Genomic DNA, 18,716 nt, shown 5'->3' on the forward strand with positions numbered 1-18,716 from the left:
GCCATCATGCAAACCGCCGCCGCTGTTGCCGATTTCCGTACTTACCCCAAGCTTTGCGAGCTCGCCGATACGCAGGTGCTCGACGATCAGATTCGCGTGCAATGGGCCGATGGCCGGGTCAGCCCGTTTCATCATCAGTGGTTGCGGGACAACTGTCCGTGCACGCAATGCGTGTACAGCGTGACCCGCGAGCAAGTGCTGGAAATTGTCGATGTGGATGAAAACCTCGGCGCCATCAGCGCGCGTATCGACCAGGGTTTTCTCAGCGTTGAATGGCGCGGCGGTCATCACAGCCAGTACGATCCCGGCTGGCTGCGGGCCCATGCCTATGACGATGAATCCCGCGCCGAACGCCGGGCCGCCAAACCCGAAGCCCGACTGTGGGACAGCAGCTTCGACCTGCCGGTATTCGATTACTCAGCCGTGATGCAAGACCCGAAAGCCCTGCTGCAATGGCTGTTGGCACTGCGCGATGGAGGCCTCACCCAAGTACGTGGCGTACCCACCGAACCCGGCTCCCTGGCGTGTGTTGCCGAGCGCATTTCGTTTATCCGCGAGAGCAATTTCGGTGTGTTGTTCAACGTGCAATCCAAGACCGATGCTGACAGCAATGCCTACACCGCTTTCAACCTGCCCTTGCACAGTGATTTGCCGACCCGGGAGCTGCAACCGGGGCTGCAGTTTCTGCATTGCCTGGTCAACGATGCCGACGGCGGCGAGAGTATTTTTGTCGATGGGTTTGCCATCGCCAATGCCCTGCGCCAGGAGGATCCCGAAGCATTTCGTGCGCTGTGTGAAATACCCGTGGAGTTTCGCAACAAAGACCGTCACAGCGACTACCGCCGCCTCGCGCCGATCATCGCATTGGACGCCTTGGGGGATGTGGCAGAGATTCGCATGGCCAATTTTCTGCGCGGGCCGTTCGAGACATCGGTGGCGCAGATGCCGTTGCTGTATCGGGCTTATCGGCGGTTTATCGCGATGACGCGCGAGGCGCGCTTTCGGCTGGTCAAGCGCCTGAACCCGGGCGAGCTGTGGTGCTTCGATAATCGCCGCACGTTGCATGCGCGCAATGCGTTTGATCCCACTTCGGGGGCGCGGCACTTTCAGGGTTGCTATATCGACCGGGACGAACTGCTTTCACGAATCCTGGTGCTGCAGCGCTAAAAAAGCCCCGGTCCAGCCGTGACTGGATCGGGGCAGAGTGCCTTGTGTGAGCCGTACATCCCGAGGGTGACCAAACCTTCAAGCTGCTTGCTGGCAACCAGTGTGCCTATTACTGCAGCGGGTAAATGACCCGAAAACGACACGTTCATAGCCATCTGAGCCATTCGTGCATTCTGCCCTTGCCGACCGGCCGGGGGCCTACCAGAATCCAAGTCAATCCCCGCTCCCTTCACCAGGATAAACGTCATGATGCACGCGGATTTGATTGACCAGGATGACCTGCTGAGCCAACTGCGCTCGCTGGGTTTCGAGGTATCCAGCGGCGCCAGCGCCGAACAGGCTTGCGAGTGCGCGGTACGCGGTTTGAGCGAAGCGCGGGCCAAGGCGCTCAAGGGTATGGTTGAGCAGATGTACACCGGCAGCGCGACGATTTTGCCGGCGGTGCGTCAGGCGATCGATAAGCAGTTGTTGCCGGCGCTGATGCAGTTCAAGCAGAACTCTGGCGCCTGACAGACCGCTATCGGGGGCAAACCCCCTCCCACATCTGGCCATGTTCGTCATGACAACTCGGTCAAGTATGGGAGGGGGCTTGCCCCCGATGCAGTCAACTCGGTTTAAAGCCGTACACTCGCGAAAGTCGACTCATTGCGCGCCTGACTCAACGCCGACATCGGCCCCGACAACGGTGACAACACCAGCGCCTGCGGAATCGGCATCATCGCCACCTGCTGGGCGGTATTGGAGCCTACGCGCTCATCCCGTGGCGGAATGCCGAAGTATTCGCGGTAGCACTTGGAGAAGTGCGGCGTGGACACAAAACCGCATACCGATGCCACTTCGATGATCGACATCGGCGTTTGCTTGAGCAACTGCCGCGCGCGAATCAGGCGCAGCTTGAGGTAGTAGCGCGACGGCGAGCAGTGCAGGTATTTCTGGAACAGCCGCTCCAGCTGGCGACGCGACACGGCGACGTACACCGCCAGTTCGTCCAGGTCGATCGGCTCTTCGAGGTTGGCTTCCATCAGCGCCACGATTTCTTGCAGCTTCGGCTGGTTGGTGCCAAGCATGTGCTTAAGCGGCACACGCTGGTGATCCTGTTCATTGCGGATGCGCTCGTACACGAACATTTCGGAGATCGCCGCCGACAGTTCACGGCCGTGGTCGCGGCTGATCAGGTGCAGCATCATGTCCAGCGGCGCGGTACCGCCCGAACTGGTGAAGCGGTTGCGGTCGAGGGTGAACAAACGGGTGCTCATCGACACACGCGGGAAGGCTTCCTGCATCGACGCCAGGCATTCCCAGTGCACGCTGCAATCAAAACCGTCGAGCAGGCCGGCACAGGCCAGGGCCCAACTGCCGGTGCACACCGCGCCAAGGCGACGGGACTGGCGCGCCTGGCTTTGCAGCCACGACACATGCTCACGGGTCACGGTACGCTGGATACCCACGCCGCCGCACACAATCACAGTGTCCAGGGCTGGGGCTTTGTGCATGGAAGCATCGGGGGTGATTTGCAGACCGTCGCTGGCCCACACCTGGTTGCCGTCGACACTCAGGGTTGTCCAGCGATACAGCTCGCGGCCGGACAGCTGGTTGGCCATGCGCAGCGGCTCCACGGCCGAAGCCAGGGAAATCAGCGTGAAATTGTCCAGCAGCAAAAAGCCGATGGATTGAGGCGCACGGTTCTGGGGTTGGGCCCCGGAGTTGAACGACGTCATGGCGGTATCTCCTCACACAAAGCAGGTGATGGCCTCAGGCGAGGCTCTTGTTATTGCGCTCTTCATCCGGCAAGGCGAGAGGCTTTGAATTGGTAGAGCAAATGCCATGCCTAAATTTGAATGGCTATTCAACAAATCCTGAAAACGACCTGATGACGCGTCTAAATAAGCCCGCGCGAGGAGTACGGGATAAGGCTGAAATAGACGTCGGAGCGGCCCTGCTCAACGTGTGTGAGCAGTTCGGTATCACTTGTGGGAAGGCGCTTTCAGCGCGTAGGAAAAGTCTGTCACCGCACGCACAGGTGACGGGTGGTCGCGGGGAAAATCGTTTGGAAGCTACTTATCTGTTTGCGACGCGCTAAAAGGTGGCGCTTTTGGTTGGAGTGTTCACTTTTTGAGCAGCATCGTCTGGATGACAGCCATCGGGGGCAAGCCCCCGATACCGGCGACTCGGTCTCAGCACTCCACCGCACTGACCGCCAAGCCACCTCGCGACGTCTCTTTGTATTTGTCATGCATATCCGCCCCGGTATCGCGCATGGTGCGGATCACCCGGTCCAGGGAGATAAAGTGCTGGCCATCACCGCGCAGGGCCATCTGCGCCGCGTTGATCGCCTTCACCGCTGCAATTGCATTGCGCTCGATGCACGGCACTTGCACCAACCCGCCCACCGGGTCGCAGGTCAGGCCGAGGTTGTGTTCCAGGCCGATTTCAGCGGCGTTGCACAGCTGCTCCGGGGTTGCGCCGAGGATCTCGGCCAGCCCGGCAGCGGCCATGGCGCAGGCCGAACCCACTTCACCCTGGCAACCGACTTCGGCCCCGGAGATCGAGGCGTTTTTCTTGCACAGGATCCCCACCGCCGCAGCGCTGAGCAGGTAGTCGACCACGTTGGCTTCGGTGACTTCGTCGCTGAACTTCATGAAGTAGTGCAACACCGCCGGAATGATCCCCGCCGCACCGTTGGTGGGCGCCGTGACCATGCGTCCACCGGCGGCGTTTTCTTCATTCACCGCCAGGGCGAACAGGTTGACCCATTCCATCGCACTCAAGGTCGAGCCGATCACATTGGGCTTGTTCAACTCCTGCAGGCTGCGGTGCAACTTGGCGGCGCGACGGCGCACGTTGAGGCCGCCAGGCAGAATGCCTTCGTGCTTGAGTCCCTCCTCCACGCACGCCTGCATGGCGCGCCAGAGCTTCATCAGGCCACTGCGGATTTCGTCTTCGGAGCGCCAGACCTTTTCGTTGGCCAGCATCAGTTCGGCGACGCGCAGGTTGTGGGTCTTGCACAGCTGTAACAACTCCACGGCGCTGGAAAAATCATACGGCAACTCGGTGCGGTCCATGTCCGCCACGCCGCTCTGCGCCTGGGCTTCATCCACCACGAAACCACCGCCCACTGAGTAATAGGTGTCGCGATGCAGCTCGCCATCAGCGCCAAACACCACCAGGGTCATGGCGTTGGGGTGGAACGGCAGGTTTTCGTCAAGCAGGCGCATGTCCCGGGCCCACACGAAAGGCACCGGCAAACGCCCATCCAGCAGCAGGGTGTCGGTCTCACGCAGGGTGTGGATACGCAGGCCGATTTGCGACGGATCGATCGCGTCCGGCCACTCGCCCATCAGGCCCATGATGGTGGCGGTGTCGCTGCCGTGGCCGATGCCGGTGGCCGACAATGAGCCGTAGAGCTGAACTTCGACGCGCCTGACCTGTTCCAACAGTTCACGTTCACGTAACCCTTGAACGAACAACGCCGCGGCGCGCATGGGGCCGACGGTGTGAGAACTAGAAGGCCCGATGCCGATCTTGAACAGGTCGAAAACACTGATAGCCATTGCGGTAGAACTCCTCGATAAGCACGGCCAGGCTTGAACGAGGTGCTACGCTCAGATCGCCCAGATGGCGGCATCATCAAGGTTTTATTCGCTGCCACGGCGTCTCACACCGACGCACCCATGCTCACCAGCGTCGCTCCCGTGCGATCGCCTGTTTTGGCCGTTTTCAGCGGTGCAGATGGGCAAAAACAGCAGTTTTGACTTGGGAAAAACCTGTAAGCGACGTCACCGACACTGGATACGACCCTCCCTGTACTGGATACGACGCCCCCTGTAGGCGTCAGATTTTCGCTGGTACATGATCAGTCTCGACTCGTTTGCAAGGCACCGTGGCAGAGCTGTTGCCGCACGCTCCAACCGCAACACTTATAAAGCGCGGCGAATGCCGCCAGAAAAAACACAGGAGTCTACCCAGATGAAAGGTTCACCCTCGTTGTTGTTGGCCGCCATGCTGAGTCTGCCAGTCATGGCGCACGCCGCAGAACCGGAACAGTGCAAGACCGTCAACTTCTCCGATGTCGGCTGGACCGACATCACTGTCACCACCGCAACCACCAGCGAAATCCTCAAGGGCCTGGGCTACAAGACCAAGACCACGATGATTTCCGTTCCAGTGACCTACAAGTCCCTGGCCGACGGCAAGAACATGGACGTGTTCCTCGGCAACTGGATGCCGACCATGGAAAACGACATCAAGCAGTACCGTGATGCCGGCACCGTGGAAACCGTGCGCGCCAACCTGGAAAACGCCAAGTACACCCTGGCGGTACCCGAGGCGCTGTACAACAAAGGCCTGAAAGACTTCGCCGATATCGCCAAATTCAAGGAAGAGCTGGGCGGCAAGATCTACGGCATCGAGCCGGGTAACGACGGCAACCGCACCATTCAGACCCTGATCGACAAAGACGCCTTCGGCCTCAAGACCGCCGGCTTCAAAGTCGTCGAATCCAGCGAAGCCGGGATGCTCTCCCAGGTGGAGCGCGCCACCAAGCGTGACCAGGCCATTGTGTTCCTTGGCTGGGAACCGCACCCGATGAACACCCGCTTCAAGATGAAATACCTGACCGGGGGTGACGACTCGTTCGGCCCCAACTACGGCCAGGCCACCATCTACACCAACACCCGCAAGGGCTACACCGAGGAATGCAGCAACGTCGGTCAGTTGCTGAAGAACCTGGTGTTCACCTTGAACATGGAAAGCACCCTGATGGGTAATGTCCTGGACGACAAGATGAAGCCCGACGCCGCCGCCAAGGCCTGGCTGAAAAAGAACCCGCAAGTCCTCGACACCTGGCTTGCTGGTGTCAACACCGTCGATGGCAAACCAGGCCTGGAAGCCGTCAAAGCGTATCTAAACAAGTAACTGCTGACCCCGGGGCGGTACGCTGCCCCGGGATGTTTTCCCTCTTCGCATGTGGACATTCACTACCATGCTGACTGAACAGAAAATCCCACTAGGCCAGTACATCGCTGCCTTCGTCGAATGGTTGACCCAACACGGCGCCAACTACTTCGACGCAATCGCATCGACACTGGAAACGATGATCCACGGCGTGACGTTTGCGCTGACCTGGTTCAATCCGCTGGCATTGATCGGTCTGATTGCGCTGCTGGCTCACTTTATTCAACGTAAATGGGGACTGACTGTTTTTGTCATCGCCTCCTTCCTGCTGATCCTGAACCTTGGGTACTGGCAGGAAACCATGGAAACCCTCGCCCAGGTGCTGTTCGCCACCCTGGTCTGCGTGGTCATTGGTGTGCCGCTGGGCATTGTTGCCGCGCACAAACCCATGTTCTACACCCTGATGCGGCCGGTGCTCGATCTGATGCAGACCGTACCGACCTTCGTCTACCTCATCCCTACCCTGACCCTCTTCGGGCTGGGTGTGGTGCCTGGTTTGATCTCCACGGTGGTGTTCGCGATTGCCGCGCCCATCCGCCTGACCTACCTGGGTATCCGTGATGTACCGCAAGAGTTGATGGACGCCGGCAAGGCCTTTGGCTGCTCGCGCCGTCAGTTGCTCTCGCGCATTGAACTGCCCCACGCCATGCCGAGCATCGCTGCCGGTATTACCCAATGCATCATGCTGTCGTTGTCGATGGTGGTGATCGCCGCCCTGGTGGGCGCCGATGGCCTCGGCAAGCCGGTGGTCAACGCGCTGAACACCGCCGACATCGCCCTGGGCTTTGAAGCCGGCCTGGCGATTGTGCTGCTGGCCATCATGCTCGACCGCATCTGCAAACAACCCGACGCCAAAGTAGGGGGTGATGCATGAGCATTATCCGATTCGACAATGTCGACGTAATCTTCTCCAAAGACCCACGTGAAGCGCTCAAGCTGCTGGACCAGGGCATGAGCCGTAACGAAATCCTGAAAAAAACCGGGCAGATTGTCGGCGTTGAAAAAGCCAGCCTGGATGTGGAAAAAGGCGAGATCTGCGTGCTGATGGGCCTGTCGGGCTCCGGCAAGTCGAGCCTGCTGCGCTGCATCAACGGCCTCAATACCGTCAGCCGTGGCCAGCTGTTCGTGGAGCATGAAGGTCGCCAGATCGACATCGCCTCCTGCACCCCCGCCGAGCTGAAAATGATGCGCACCAAGCGCATCGCCATGGTGTTCCAGAAGTTCGCCCTGATGCCTTGGCTGACGGTGCGCGAGAACATCAGCTTTGGTCTGGAAATGCAGGGCCGTCCGGAAAAAGAACGGCGCAAGCTGGTGGATGAAAAACTTGAGCTGGTGGGCCTGACCCAGTGGCGCAACAAGAAGCCGGATGAACTGTCCGGCGGCATGCAACAGCGCGTCGGCCTGGCCCGCGCGTTGGCGATGGACGCCGACATCCTGTTGATGGACGAGCCCTTCTCCGCCCTCGACCCGCTGATCCGCCAAGGCCTGCAGGACGAATTGCTGGAACTGCAAAGCAAGCTGAGCAAGACCATCGTGTTCGTCAGCCACGACCTCGACGAGGCGCTGAAACTGGGCAGCCGTATCGCGATCATGAAAGACGGCAAGATCATCCAGTACAGCGTGCCGGAAGAGATCGTGCTGAACCCGGCGGACGACTACGTACGCACCTTCGTCGCCCACACCAACCCGCTGAACGTACTGTGCGGCCGCAGCCTGATGCGCACGCTGGACAACTGCAAACGCGTCAACGGTTCGGTGTGCCTGGATCCGGGTGGCGACTCATGGCTGGACCTGGCTGAAGGCAACACCATCCAGGGCGCGCGGCAGAATGGCGTGGTGATGAATTTGCAGAACTGGGCACCGGGGCAACCGGTGGAAGGTTTGGGCCGGGTACCGACACTGGTGGATTCGAATATCGGCATGCGTGATGCGCTGCAGATTCGTTATCAGACGGGGAACAAGCTGGTGTTGCATGACAACAACCAGGTGGTGGGGATCCTGGGCGACAGCGAGCTCTACCATGCCTTGCTGGGCAAAAACCTGGGCTAGCAGCCATTAGAGAAACTGGGTCAAAAATGTGGGAGGGGGCTTGCTCCCGATAGCGGTGGATCAGTAACAGATGGACTGACTGACACACCGCTATCGGGAGCAAGCCCCCTCCCACATTTAAAGCACCACCTGGCTCAACTATCAGCTATAGACACGGCCAAGGAGCTGCCGATGGCTTTCAAACTGATCGAGCACGTCCCGGGTGATCTGTTCCTGGGCGAAGCCCATCAGGTCGTACTCCTGAGGCCCGTTGTGCAGGTACACCTCGGCACGGTAATAGCGGGTGCGCTCTTCTTCAGGCAGGTCGCTCGGTGCCGACGAGTAGGCATCCAGGCTCACTTCGTAAACAAACGGATTGCCCTCTTCCATCTCGATGCGCACACCGATGCAGCGCTTGGACTTACCCAACAGCGTCTGCACTTCCAACCCTTGCTCTCGCAACGCGACCGCCGCCTCTTCCAGCGCCGGCGTGACATGCTTGTCCATAAAGCGCTGCACAGTGCCCTGGCTCGGTTGCAGGTCGAGTGCCGTCAAGCGCTCGCTGAAGCCACGACGCCCGCGTTCAGCCAGTTGCGCCTGCTCCTGTTCGATCGCCACGTCCTGGCGCATCGCCTTGTGCAAACCGAACATAAAGACAATCAGCACCACCGAGAACGGCAGCCCCGCCAGCACCACCATGGTTTGCATGGCTTCGAAGTTGCCGGCAAACAGCAGGCCGATGGTCACCAGGGTGATCACCGCCGACCAGAAGATGCGCAACCAGTGCGGCGCATCTTCATCCACATTGCCGCCCTTGCAGGAAAGGTTGGCCATCATCACCGCACCGGAATCCGCCGGGGTCAGGAACAACACAAAGCCCACAAAGATCGACACGCCGATGACGACTTTCGACGCAGGGTAATGCTCCAGCAGTTGGTAGATGGCCATGGACGGTTGTTCCAGCGCCGTCTTGCCCAACTCCACCGCACCGTGGTTGAGCACCAGGTCCAACGCCGAGTTACCGAAGATCGACAGCCACGCCAGGGTAAAGCCCAGCGGAATCAGCAGCACGCCGGCCACCAGTTCACGCACCGTGCGGCCACGGGAAATACGCGCGATGAACATGCCCACGAATGGCGCCCAGGAAATCCACCAGGCCCAGTAGAACAGGGTCCACAGGCCCATCCAGCGTTCGGTCTTGTCACCATCGCCTTCGTACACATAGAGGTCGAAGGTTTTCAGCACGATGCCGTTGAGGTAGTCACCGGTGTTCTGCACCAGGCCGTTGAGCAGGTGCAGGGTCGGGCCGAACAGCAGCACGAAGATCAGCAAACCGCTGAACAGCACGATGTTGAGGTTGGACAGGCGGCGGATGCCGTTCTCCACGCCCGACACGGCGGCGATGGTCGCCACGGTGCTCATCACAATGATCACGATCAGCAGGTTGGTGTTGCTGTGCGCCATGCCGAACAGGTTTTCCAGGCCGGACGACACCTGCATCGAACCGATGCCCAGGTTAGTCACCAGGCCCAGCAGGGTCACGAACATGCCGAAACCATCCACCGCGTGACCAGCGGCGCCCTTGACCCAACGCTCGCCCACCAGCGGGTACAACGCCGAACGCAGGGCCAGCGGCTGGTTATGCCGGTAGGCAAAGTACGCCACGGCCAGGCCGACCAGCGCATAGATCGCCCAGCCATGCAGGCCCCAGTGCAGGAAAGTCAACTGCAGCGCCTGACGTGCCGCGCCGTTGCTGGCGGCGGCGCCTTCCGGCGGGTTGAAGTAGTGATCCAGCGGCTCCGAAGCGCCGAAGTACAGCAACGAGATACCGATGCCCGACGAGAACAACATGCCGGCCCAGGCGCCGTAGCTGAAGTCCGGGGTGTCGTCCTTGCTGCCCAGTTTCAATTTGCCGTAGGACGAAAACGCCAGGCCGACCACAAACACCAGGTAGGCGGCGATGACCACCATGTAGTACCAGCCAAAGCTTTTGGAAAGCCAGGCCTGGGCTACGCCGAGCATGCGCCCGGCCTCCTGCGGGGCGATGATCAGAATGGCAGTCAACAACAGAATCAGCGCGGTGGAGGTGTAGAACACCCAACCGTTGACCCGCACCTTTTCCGGCGGGGTCTTTATAAGAGAGGCAGAACTCATGGCGCAGATGCTCCAGGCAGTGCGAGAGAGAAACACAAGGCAACGGTTATCCCGACCTATCGATTTTTCGGCAGTCGACGGACGGGTGTTATAAAGACACCCCGAAAATCCTTGAGCCCCACCAGGCAGTGGGCAGGCCTTGATACCGCCTGTTTCAAAGGTTTTTGCAGGTGTCAGATGTCGCGGCCTTCACGTAGGAAATACCTGTAGGCAGCGACCATTTGTCGCAGAGCTTATTCTTTGTTGATTGAACGTTCAATCAAAACAAAATAGACTGGCCTTCAAGTCGACGAACGTTCATCGCCCGTCGGCAGGCCTAAGGAGAGGTGCTAGATGCCCAAGGTCGGTATGCAACCCATACGCCGCCAACAGTTGATCGAAGCCACGTTGACGGCCATCGATCAGGTCGGAATGGGAGATGCCAGCATTGCGCTGATCGCCCGTTTGGCCGGGGTCTCGAACGGCATCATCAGTCACTACTTTCAGGACAAGAACGGCCTGATCGCCGCGACGATGCGGTACTTGATGAATGTGCTGATCGAGAACGTCCACGAACGCAGGCTTGCGCTGAAGGACGACAGCCCACGGGCGCACCTTCGGGTGATCATCGAGGGCAACTTCGACGCCAGCCAGGTCAATGGCCCGGCAATGAAAACCTGGCTGGCCTTCTGGGCCGCCAGCATGCATCACCCGTCATTGCACAGGTTGCAGCGGATCAACGATCAACGTCTGTATTCCAACCTGTGCTGCCAGTTCCGCCGAGTGCTGCCGCTGCCGCACGCACGCAAAGCAGCCAGAGGCCTGGCGGCCCTGATCGACGGTTTGTGGTTGCGCGGTGCCCTGTCGGGAGACGCTTTCGACACGGCGCAGGCGCAACGGATCGCTTACGAATACATGGATTTCCAATTGGCCAAGCAGGTGAGTTAGAGCCCTTACAAACGCTCAGCCCCTGAACGTCCGCCGCTCAGTGTTGCCACACCCTTATGGCCCACTGTGCGGCGGGTAACGCCAACCACTTATGCACTTGCGAGGACTTTATGGCCCGTTTCGACCTGCAAAAACTCTACATTGACGGCGGCTACAGCGACGCTGGCAGCGATGCCACCTTCGAAGCCATCAACCCGGCTAACGGTGAAGTTCTCGCCCAAGTGCAACGCGCAACGAAAGAAGACGTTGAACGTGCCGTGGTCAGCGCCGAAAAAGGCCAGAAAATCTGGGCTGCGATGACCGCCATGGAGCGTTCGCGCATCCTGCGTCGTGCCGTCGACATCCTGCGCGAGCGCAACGACGAGCTGGCCGCCCTGGAAACCCTGGACACCGGTAAAGCCTTCTCCGAAACCCAGTACGTCGACATCGTTACCGGCGCTGACGTGCTGGAATACTACGCAGGCCTGGTGCCGGCCATCGAAGGCGAGCAGATCCCACTGCGCGACACTTCGTTCGTCTACACCCGCCGCGAGCCGCTGGGCGTGGTCGCCGGTATCGGCGCCTGGAACTACCCGATCCAGATTGCCCTGTGGAAATCCGCACCGGCCCTGGCCGCCGGTAACGCGATGATCTTCAAGCCAAGCGAAGTTACCTCGCTGACCACCCTGAAACTGGCCGAGATCTACACCGAAGCCGGCGTTCCAGCAGGCGTGTTCAACGTCTTGACCGGCAGCGGCCGTGAAGTCGGCACCTGGCTGACCGAGCACCCGCGCATCGAGAAAGTCTCGTTCACCGGCGGCACCGACACCGGCAAGAAAGTCATGGCCAGCGCGTCGAGCTCTTCGCTCAAGGAAGTGACCATGGAACTGGGCGGCAAATCGCCGCTGATCGTGTTCGAAGACGCCGACCTGGATCGTGCCGCCGACATCGCGATGATGGCCAACTTCTACAGCTCCGGCCAGGTCTGCACCAACGGCACTCGTGTGTTCGTGCCCAAGCACCTGCAAGCCGCGTTCGAAGCCAAGATCGTTGAACGTGTTGCCCGTATCCGCGTCGGCGACCCGCAAGACGCCAACACCAACTTCGGTCCGCTGGTCAGCTTCGCCCACATGGAAAGCGTGCTGGGCTACATCGCCAAAGGTAAGGAAGAAGGTGCCCGCGTACTGTGCGGCGGCGACCGCCTGACCGACGGCGACTTCGCCAAAGGCGCCTTCGTGGCCCCGACCGTGTTCACCGACTGCACCGACGAGATGACCATCGTCCGTGAAGAAATCTTCGGCCCGGTGATGAGCATCCTCACCTACGAAACCGAAGAAGAAGTGATCCGCCGCGCCAACGACACCGACTTCGGCCTGGCCGCGGGCCTGGTGACCAAGGACCTGAACCGCGCCCACCGCGTGATTCATCAGCTGGAAGCGGGCATCTGCTGGATCAACGCCTGGGGCGAATCCGACGCGAAGATGCCGGTCGGCGGCTACAAGCAATCCGGTGTGGGCCGTGAGAACGGCATCAGCTCGCTGAACAACTTCACCCGCATCAAATCGGTACAGGTTGAGCTGGGCGACTACGCCTCGGTGTTCTAACAGATCCGGGATTCGCCTTTGTGGTGAGCGGGCTTGCCCCGCGCTGGGCTGCGCAGCAGCCCCATCCCGGACACCACTGTTTGACTGACCTGACCATCTCCAAAGAGGGTGCATTTATGTCCCAAGAATACGACTACATCATTGTGGGTGCCGGCTCCGCCGGTAACACCCTGGCGACCCGTCTGACCGAAGACGAAGGCGTCACCGTCCTGCTGCTGGAAGCCGGCGGCCCCGACTACCGCCTCGATTTCCGTACCCAAATGCCCGCCGCCCTGGCCTTCCCGCTGCAAGGCCGCCGCTACAACTGGGCCTACGAAACCGATCCGGAGCCACACATGGACGGCCGCCGGATGGAATGCGGTCGCGGCAAGGGCCTGGGTGGCTCTTCGCTGATCAACGGCATGTGCTACATCCGTGGCAACGCCATGGACTACGACAACTGGTCGAAGCTGCCAGGCCTGGAAGACTGGAGCTACCTCGATTGCCTGCCGTATTTCCGCAAGGCCGAAACCCGCGACATCGGCCCGAACGACTGGCACGGCGGCGATGGTCCGGTGAGCGTGACCACGCCTAAAGCGGGCAATAACCCGCTGTTCCACGCCATGGTTGAAGCGGGCGTGCAGGCCGGTTACCCGCGCACCGAAGACTTGAACGGCTACCAGCAGGAAGGCTTCGGCCCGATGGACCGTACCGTCACGCCTAATGGCCGTCGCGCCAGCACCGCGCGCGGTTACCTGGACACCGCCAAGAAGCGTTCCACACTGACCATCGTCACCCACGCCCTCACCGACAAAGTGTTGTTCGAAGGCAAGCGTGCCGTGGGCGTGCGTTACCTGATCGGTGCCGCCGAAGAGCGCGTTGAAGCCCGTGCGCGTAAAGAAGTACTGGTGTGCAGCGGCGCAATCGCTTCGCCGCAACTGCTGCAACGCTCCGGCGTGGGCCCGGCCAAACTGCTGGAAAGCCTCGACATCCCGGTGGTCCACGACCTGCCTGGCGTCGGCGAAAACCTGCAGGACCACCTTGAGCTGTACCTGCAATATGCGTGCACCCAGCCGGTGTCGCTGTACCCGTCGCTGCTCTGGTACAACCAGCCGGCCATCGGTGCCGAATGGCTGTTCAACGGCACCGGCATCGGCGCCAGCAACCAGTTCGAAGCGGGCGGTTTTATCCGGACCCGTGAAGAATTCGAATGGCCGAACATCCAGTACCACTTCCTGCCGGTCGCGATTAACTACAACGGCAGCAACGGTGTGAAAGAGCACGGTTTCCAGGCGCACATGGGCTCCATGCGCTCGCCGAGCCGTGGCCGCGTGCAACTGAAGTCGAAGAACCCACGGGACTACCCGAGCATCCTCTTCAACTACATGGCCACCGAGCAGGACTGGCAGGAATTCCGCGACGGCATCCGCCTGACCCGTGAAATCATGCAGCAGCCGGCACTCGATCCCTACCGTGGCCGCGAAATCAGTCCGGGCATCGAGGTGCAAACCGATGAGCAGTTGGACAAGTTCATCCGCGAGCACGCCGAAACCGCATTCCATCCGTCCTGCTCGTGCAAGATGGGCGACGACGAGATGGCCGTGGTCGATGGCGAAGGCCGCGTGCACGGCATGCAGGGTCTGCGCGTAGTCGATGCGTCGATCATGCCGATCATCACCACCGGCAACCTGAACGCGCCGACGATCATGATCGCCGAGAAAATCGCCGACAAGATCCGTGGCCGCCAGCCGCTGCCGCGCAGCACTGCCGACTACTACGTGGCCGGCGATGCGCCGGTGCGGGGCAAGCCGTTGCGTGAAGTGGGGCCGACTGCGCAGTAACTGATTCACTGCGGTGCCTTCATCGGGGGCAAGCCCCCTCCCACATTTGAATGTATTCACAAATCAAGTGTGGGAGGGGGCTTGCCCCCGATAGGGCCCGATCAGGCACTGCAAACCTTGCCTCTACACTTTCCTTGATCAGCCCCCAGCCCAGGCCTACTCTGTTTGCCTGCCCGCGCTGAGCCGCCCACAAGGAAGGCCCCATGTTCGAACACCACGCCACACTCAAAAAGCATTTCAGTGCCCTGCGCACCACCGCCGACTTCTTCTCCCTGCGCTACGTGCGCGAATCCGGCCAGTACCTGTCGGTGCGCAAGAACGTCGCCGAACCGCCCCACCTGAACCACGACGAAGGCGTCATGCTCACCGTGCGTGTCAACGGTGCGGAGGCCTACGCCGCCACCCACGATATTTCCCTTGCCGGCCTGCAAGCCGCCCTTGAGCGCGCCGAGCAGCAAGCCCGCCTGATAAAACCGCACGCCCTGCTCGACCTGCGCGACCAACAGGTGTCCAGCGACGTCGCCGACTACCTGTCGCCAAACCTCGAGCACGCCTTCCCGTCCCTGAGCGACTGCTACCAACTGCTCGGCGATGAGTCCTCGGCAGTGCCCCAGGACGAGCGCCTGGTGAACTGGGAAGTCAGCCTCGGCCTGACCCATGTCGAGCAGATCTACCTCAACAGTGCCGGCGCCGAACTGCGCCAGGCCCAGCGGTTTGTGTTCCCCGGCGTCAATGTCACGGCCTACGACGGCAACGACAGCCAGTCGCGCACCCTCGGTGGCAGCAACTTCGGCCAGCAAGGCGGGTTTGACGTGATCAGCCGCTTCGGCCTGGTCGGCGCCGCGCCGCGCATTGCCGACGAAGCCCTGCAACTGCTGCTGGCGCCAAACACGCCCCAGGGCCCGCGCGACCTGCTGCTGATGCCCGACCAGATGATCCTGCAGATCCACGAGTCCATCGGCCACCCGCTGGAACTCGACCGCATCCTCGGCGATGAGCGCAATTACGCCGGTACCAGTTTTGTGAAGGCCAGCGACTTCGGCCAGCTGCAATACGGCTCCAAGCTGTTGAACGTGACGTTCGACCCGGACATTCCCGAGCAACTGGCCAGCTACGGCCATGACGACGACGGCACCGCGGCCAGCAAGCAATTCCTGATCCGCGAAGGGCTGCTGCTCAAGCCGCTGGGTGGGGCGTTGTCGCAGTTCCGCTCGGGCATGGGCGGCGTGGCCAATAGCCGCGCCAGCAGCTGGAACCGCCCGCCGATCGACCGCATGGCCAACCTGAATATCGAAGCCGGCGATAAGAGCCTGGCGCAACTGATTGGCGGCATCGAACACGGCATCCTGATGTCGACCAACCGTTCGTGGTCCATCGACGATGCCCGCAACAAGTTCCAGTTCGGCTGCGAGTGGGGCCAGTTGATTGAAAACGGCGAACTCAAGGGCGTGGTGAAAAACCCCAACTACCGGGCGATTTCCGCGCAGTTCTGGCGCAACCTCAGCGCCGTGGGCGACGCCAGCACCTTCAAGGTGTTGGGCACGCCGAACTGCGGCAAGGGCGAGCCCAACCAGGTGATCCGCGTCGGTCATGCATCGCCGGCCTGCGTGTTCAGCAACGTTGATGTATTTGGGGGAGATGCCTGATGAACACCTTCAAGGCATTGGTGCAGTGGCTCAAGCAGGCCATCACCGACAAGGAACGATTCCACTTGGGCTACGCGGCAGAATCGTCCGAGTTCGTGCGCTTCAACCACGCCAAGGTGCGTCAGGCCGGCCAAGTGCAGCAGGCCAGCCTCAACCTCAAGCTGATCAACGATGGCCGCCATGCCGACCTCGGCATCACCCTGGCCGGCGAGCCCGAGCTGGATCGCCAGCGCCTCGCCGACGGCCTGCAGCAACTGCGCGAAACCCTGCCGCTGCTGCCCCATGACCCGTACCTGTTGCTCAACCACAACGCCTGGCAAAGCCACAACGAACAGGCCCGCCCCCTGCCCGACCTGGTCCAGGTGCTGGAAGAAATCAGCCGGGCGGCCGATGGCGTCGACTTGGTCGGTTTCTACGCCGCCGGCCCGATCAGCCGGGGCTTTGCCAGTTCGGACGGCGCGTTTGGCTGGCATCAGGCCAATAGCTTCAACTTCGATTTCAGCCTGTTCCACGCCAATGGCGAGGCGGTAAAAGCCAGCTACGCCGGCGACGCCTGGGACAGCGCCGAGTTCGCCCGACGCTTCCAGCTGGCGCGTGAACAGCTGGAATTCCTCGGCCGCCCGCTGCACCCATTGACGCCCGGACAGTACCGCGCCTACCTCGCCCCGGCGGCATTGGAAGAAATCCTCAGCATCATCACCTGGGGCGGTTTTTCCGCCCAGGCTATCGCCAGCAAAGGCAGCTCGTTGCAACGGCTGTATGCCGGCGAGCAGTCCTTGAGCCCGCTGGTGACGGTGAAAGAACACATCACCGACTCCCTGAGCCAGGCGTTCTCCAGCGAAGGCTACCCGCGCAGTGACGTCACGCTGATCAACGCCGGCCAGGCCGACGGCCAACTGGTGAACTCGCGCAGCGCCGCCGAATATGGCCTCAGCGCCAACGGCGCCAGCGGCGACGAATCACCCAGCGCCTTGCAGATCGCAGCGGGCAACCTGGCCCAGGCCGATATCCTCAAGCAACTGGGCACCGGGCTCTACATCAGCAACCTGTGGTACCTGAACTACTCCGACCTGCCCGCCGCACGCCTGACCGGCATGACGCGCTTCGCCACGTTCTGGGTGGAAGACGGCGAGATCAAGGCGCCGGTCAGCACCATGCGTTTTGATGACAGCGTCTACCAGTTGCTCGGTTCGCAACTGGAAGCGCTGACCGCTGAGCGCGAACTGCTGCTGTCGGCCAGCACCTATAGCCAGCGCAATACCGCCTCCAACCTGTTGCCGGGGGCCTTGGTAAAACGCCTGACCCTGACCCTGTAAATACAACCCCCCTGTGGGAAGGGGCCTTGCCCCCTCCCACATTGTCTTGTGCTGATTTCAGACACCTCGGTTTCGGCCCTTCCTACCGTAAATTCTCTTCCTCCCAGTCTGCACGGGCAGCCTGTTGTCGCCTGTGAAAAACCTCGTTATAACGGTTAGTGGCCCCCCGCCACCCCACCCACGAGAGCATGACCTTGCCCGGGAAGGGCAAGCTGGAGCGTTGACATGAACCATGGAAGTTTTGTCATAGAAAAGCTGTTCAAGCACTACAACGTTCATGTTGAGCAGCTGGGAAACGATTCGGAAAAGAAGACCATCCTGATGGTCAATGGCGCACTGTCCACCACACGTTCATTCGCGCGTACCAGCAAGTGCCTGGCCGAGCATTTCAATGTGCTGTTGTTCGACCTGCCCTTCTCGGGCTATTCCCGCGAACACAACACCGACCTGGACCTGGTGACCAAGGACGACGAGGTGCAAATCCTGCGCGCCCTGGTGGAGCGCTTCCAGGTCAACCATCTGGTCTCGGCCTCTTGGGGCGGTATCTCGACGCTGCTGACCCTGGCGCACAACCCGCCGTCTATCGAAAGCTCGGTGGTGATGGCCCTGGCGCCCAACCTCAACCAGGCAATGCTCGACTATGTAGAGCGCGTGCGTGTGCTGATCGAGGCCGATGACAAATCCGCAGTCGGGCACCTGCTCAACGAGACCGTGGGCAAATACCTGTCGCCCCGGCTCAAGCGCAACAACCACCGGCACCTGTCGAACATGGCCACCACCGAGTACCGCCAGGCGCGCTTTCATATCCACCAGGTGCTGGCATTGGGTGATGGCAACTACCTGCCGGCACTGCGACAGATCGAAACCCCGGTGCACTTTCTCAACGGCACGCTGGACGAATACACCCCCGCCGCTGATGCCCAACTGTTCAAACACTACGTCGACCGCAGCAGCTTTGCCGTGGCCGAACACACCGGGCATTTACTCGACCTGGAGTCCCGCGAGGCCGCTTTGGCGGTGCACCGTGCGTTGTTGGATTTCCTGGTGGGAGAGCACGCGAACTTGTCGGACTTAGACGAACCGCCAGTGGGAAAAGGAGCGACGAATGGCGCATAATCGCCG

The 18,716-nt window shown here is 61.0% G+C and carries 14 protein-coding genes; 11 read left to right on the plus strand and 3 right to left on the minus strand.

The window, feature by feature from the left end; genetic code table 11:
- Positions 1-6 precede the first annotated feature (6 nt).
- Both ACHPFG_RS29150 and ACHPFG_RS29155 read left to right on the plus strand, forming a co-directional pair.
- Positions 7-1,167 carry a gamma-butyrobetaine dioxygenase gene (locus ACHPFG_RS29150; protein ID WP_431701118.1) on the plus strand — a complete coding sequence of 387 codons (1,161 nt, stop codon included), beginning with the start codon at positions 7-9 and terminating at the stop codon, positions 1,165-1,167.
- A 246-nt stretch (positions 1,168-1,413) separates the two neighbouring features.
- Positions 1,414-1,677: a hypothetical protein gene (locus ACHPFG_RS29155; RefSeq protein ID WP_027606014.1), complete on the plus strand. Its 264-nt coding sequence runs from the start codon at positions 1,414-1,416 to the stop codon at positions 1,675-1,677.
- 104 nt (positions 1,678-1,781) lie between these two features.
- Here ACHPFG_RS29155 and ACHPFG_RS29160 read toward each other — a convergent pair whose 3' ends face one another.
- The gene (locus ACHPFG_RS29160) at positions 1,782-2,885 is read right to left on the minus strand and encodes a GlxA family transcriptional regulator (protein WP_431701119.1); all 1,104 of its coding nucleotides are present in this window, start codon (positions 2,883-2,885) and stop codon (positions 1,782-1,784) included.
- A gap of 456 nt (positions 2,886-3,341) precedes the next feature.
- On the minus strand, positions 3,342-4,718 hold the full coding sequence (locus tag ACHPFG_RS29165) for an L-serine ammonia-lyase (RefSeq protein ID WP_431701120.1): 1,377 nt from the start codon (positions 4,716-4,718) through the stop codon (positions 3,342-3,344).
- Positions 4,719-5,133: 415 nt separating this feature from the next.
- Here ACHPFG_RS29165 and ACHPFG_RS29170 point away from each other — a divergent pair, with 415 nt between their 5' ends.
- The 3 genes from ACHPFG_RS29170 (at position 5,134) to choV (ending at position 8,169) form a co-directional block, all read left to right on the plus strand.
- Positions 5,134-6,081 (plus strand): choline ABC transporter substrate-binding protein, encoded by a 948-nt coding sequence (locus ACHPFG_RS29170; RefSeq protein ID WP_431701121.1) that lies wholly within the window; start codon positions 5,134-5,136, stop codon positions 6,079-6,081.
- 67 nt (positions 6,082-6,148) lie between these two features.
- Entirely contained in the window at positions 6,149-6,994 is an 846-nt protein-coding gene (gene choW, locus ACHPFG_RS29175; protein WP_015886271.1) for a choline ABC transporter permease subunit, read from the plus strand.
- Complete coding sequence (gene choV / locus ACHPFG_RS29180; RefSeq protein WP_053128117.1) at positions 6,991-8,169, plus strand: choline ABC transporter ATP-binding protein; 1,179 nt, start codon at positions 6,991-6,993, stop codon at positions 8,167-8,169. The genes choW and choV overlap by 4 nt, the downstream gene beginning before the upstream one ends.
- 141 nt (positions 8,170-8,310) lie before the next feature.
- Here the strand turns inward: choV and ACHPFG_RS29185 are convergent, their stop codons facing one another.
- Positions 8,311-10,245 (minus strand): BCCT family transporter, encoded by a 1,935-nt coding sequence (locus ACHPFG_RS29185; RefSeq protein ID WP_431703531.1) that lies wholly within the window; start codon positions 10,243-10,245, stop codon positions 8,311-8,313.
- Positions 10,246-10,635: 390 nt separating this feature from the next.
- Between ACHPFG_RS29185 and betI the strand changes: the two genes are divergently transcribed.
- From betI to ACHPFG_RS29215, 6 genes are all read left to right on the plus strand, one after another.
- Positions 10,636-11,229 carry a transcriptional regulator BetI gene (gene betI / locus ACHPFG_RS29190; protein ID WP_259244348.1) on the plus strand — a complete coding sequence of 198 codons (594 nt, stop codon included), beginning with the start codon at positions 10,636-10,638 and terminating at the stop codon, positions 11,227-11,229.
- 110 nt (positions 11,230-11,339) lie between these two features.
- Positions 11,340-12,812 (plus strand): betaine-aldehyde dehydrogenase, encoded by a 1,473-nt coding sequence (betB, locus tag ACHPFG_RS29195; protein WP_131699055.1) that lies wholly within the window; start codon positions 11,340-11,342, stop codon positions 12,810-12,812.
- 116 nt (positions 12,813-12,928) lie between these two features.
- The gene (gene betA, locus ACHPFG_RS29200; RefSeq protein WP_053128108.1) at positions 12,929-14,632 is read left to right on the plus strand and encodes a choline dehydrogenase; all 1,704 of its coding nucleotides are present in this window, start codon (positions 12,929-12,931) and stop codon (positions 14,630-14,632) included.
- A 203-nt stretch (positions 14,633-14,835) separates the two neighbouring features.
- Positions 14,836-16,278, plus strand: a complete 1,443-nt coding sequence (locus ACHPFG_RS29205) for a TldD/PmbA family protein (RefSeq protein ID WP_431701122.1) — start codon at positions 14,836-14,838, stop codon at positions 16,276-16,278.
- Positions 16,278-17,594, plus strand: a complete 1,317-nt coding sequence (locus tag ACHPFG_RS29210) for a TldD/PmbA family protein (RefSeq protein ID WP_431701123.1) — start codon at positions 16,278-16,280, stop codon at positions 17,592-17,594. The genes ACHPFG_RS29205 and ACHPFG_RS29210 overlap by 1 nt, the downstream gene beginning before the upstream one ends.
- 225 nt (positions 17,595-17,819) lie before the next feature.
- Positions 17,820-18,710 carry an alpha/beta fold hydrolase gene (locus tag ACHPFG_RS29215; RefSeq protein WP_431701124.1) on the plus strand — a complete coding sequence of 297 codons (891 nt, stop codon included), beginning with the start codon at positions 17,820-17,822 and terminating at the stop codon, positions 18,708-18,710.
- Positions 18,711-18,716: the final 6 nt, after the last annotated feature.

This window comes from Pseudomonas sp. BR20, assembly GCF_050780135.1.
Classification (GTDB): domain Bacteria; phylum Pseudomonadota; class Gammaproteobacteria; order Pseudomonadales; family Pseudomonadaceae; genus Aquipseudomonas.

Bases quoted from the DNA above. Each gene is read 5' to 3' on its own strand.
- choV (WP_053128117.1), top strand. From the start codon at position 6,991: ATGAGCATTATCCGATTCGACAATGTCGACGTAATCTTCTCCAAAGAC.
- ACHPFG_RS29205 (WP_431701122.1), top strand. From the start codon at position 14,836: ATGTTCGAACACCACGCCACACTCAAAAAGCATTTCAGTGCCCTGCGC.
- ACHPFG_RS29210 (WP_431701123.1), top strand. From the start codon at position 16,278: ATGAACACCTTCAAGGCATTGGTGCAGTGGCTCAAGCAGGCCATCACC.
- betB (WP_131699055.1), top strand. From the start codon at position 11,340: ATGGCCCGTTTCGACCTGCAAAAACTCTACATTGACGGCGGCTACAGC.
- ACHPFG_RS29215 (WP_431701124.1), top strand. From the start codon at position 17,820: ATGAACCATGGAAGTTTTGTCATAGAAAAGCTGTTCAAGCACTACAAC.
- ACHPFG_RS29150 (WP_431701118.1), top strand. From the start codon at position 7: ATGCAAACCGCCGCCGCTGTTGCCGATTTCCGTACTTACCCCAAGCTT.
- betI (WP_259244348.1), top strand. From the start codon at position 10,636: ATGCCCAAGGTCGGTATGCAACCCATACGCCGCCAACAGTTGATCGAA.
- betA (WP_053128108.1), top strand. From the start codon at position 12,929: ATGTCCCAAGAATACGACTACATCATTGTGGGTGCCGGCTCCGCCGGT.
- choW (WP_015886271.1), top strand. From the start codon at position 6,149: ATGCTGACTGAACAGAAAATCCCACTAGGCCAGTACATCGCTGCCTTC.
- ACHPFG_RS29165 (WP_431701120.1), bottom strand. From the start codon at position 4,718: ATGGCTATCAGTGTTTTCGACCTGTTCAAGATCGGCATCGGGCCTTCT.
- ACHPFG_RS29160 (WP_431701119.1), bottom strand. From the start codon at position 2,885: ATGACGTCGTTCAACTCCGGGGCCCAACCCCAGAACCGTGCGCCTCAA.
- ACHPFG_RS29170 (WP_431701121.1), top strand. From the start codon at position 5,134: ATGAAAGGTTCACCCTCGTTGTTGTTGGCCGCCATGCTGAGTCTGCCA.
- ACHPFG_RS29155 (WP_027606014.1), top strand. From the start codon at position 1,414: ATGATGCACGCGGATTTGATTGACCAGGATGACCTGCTGAGCCAACTG.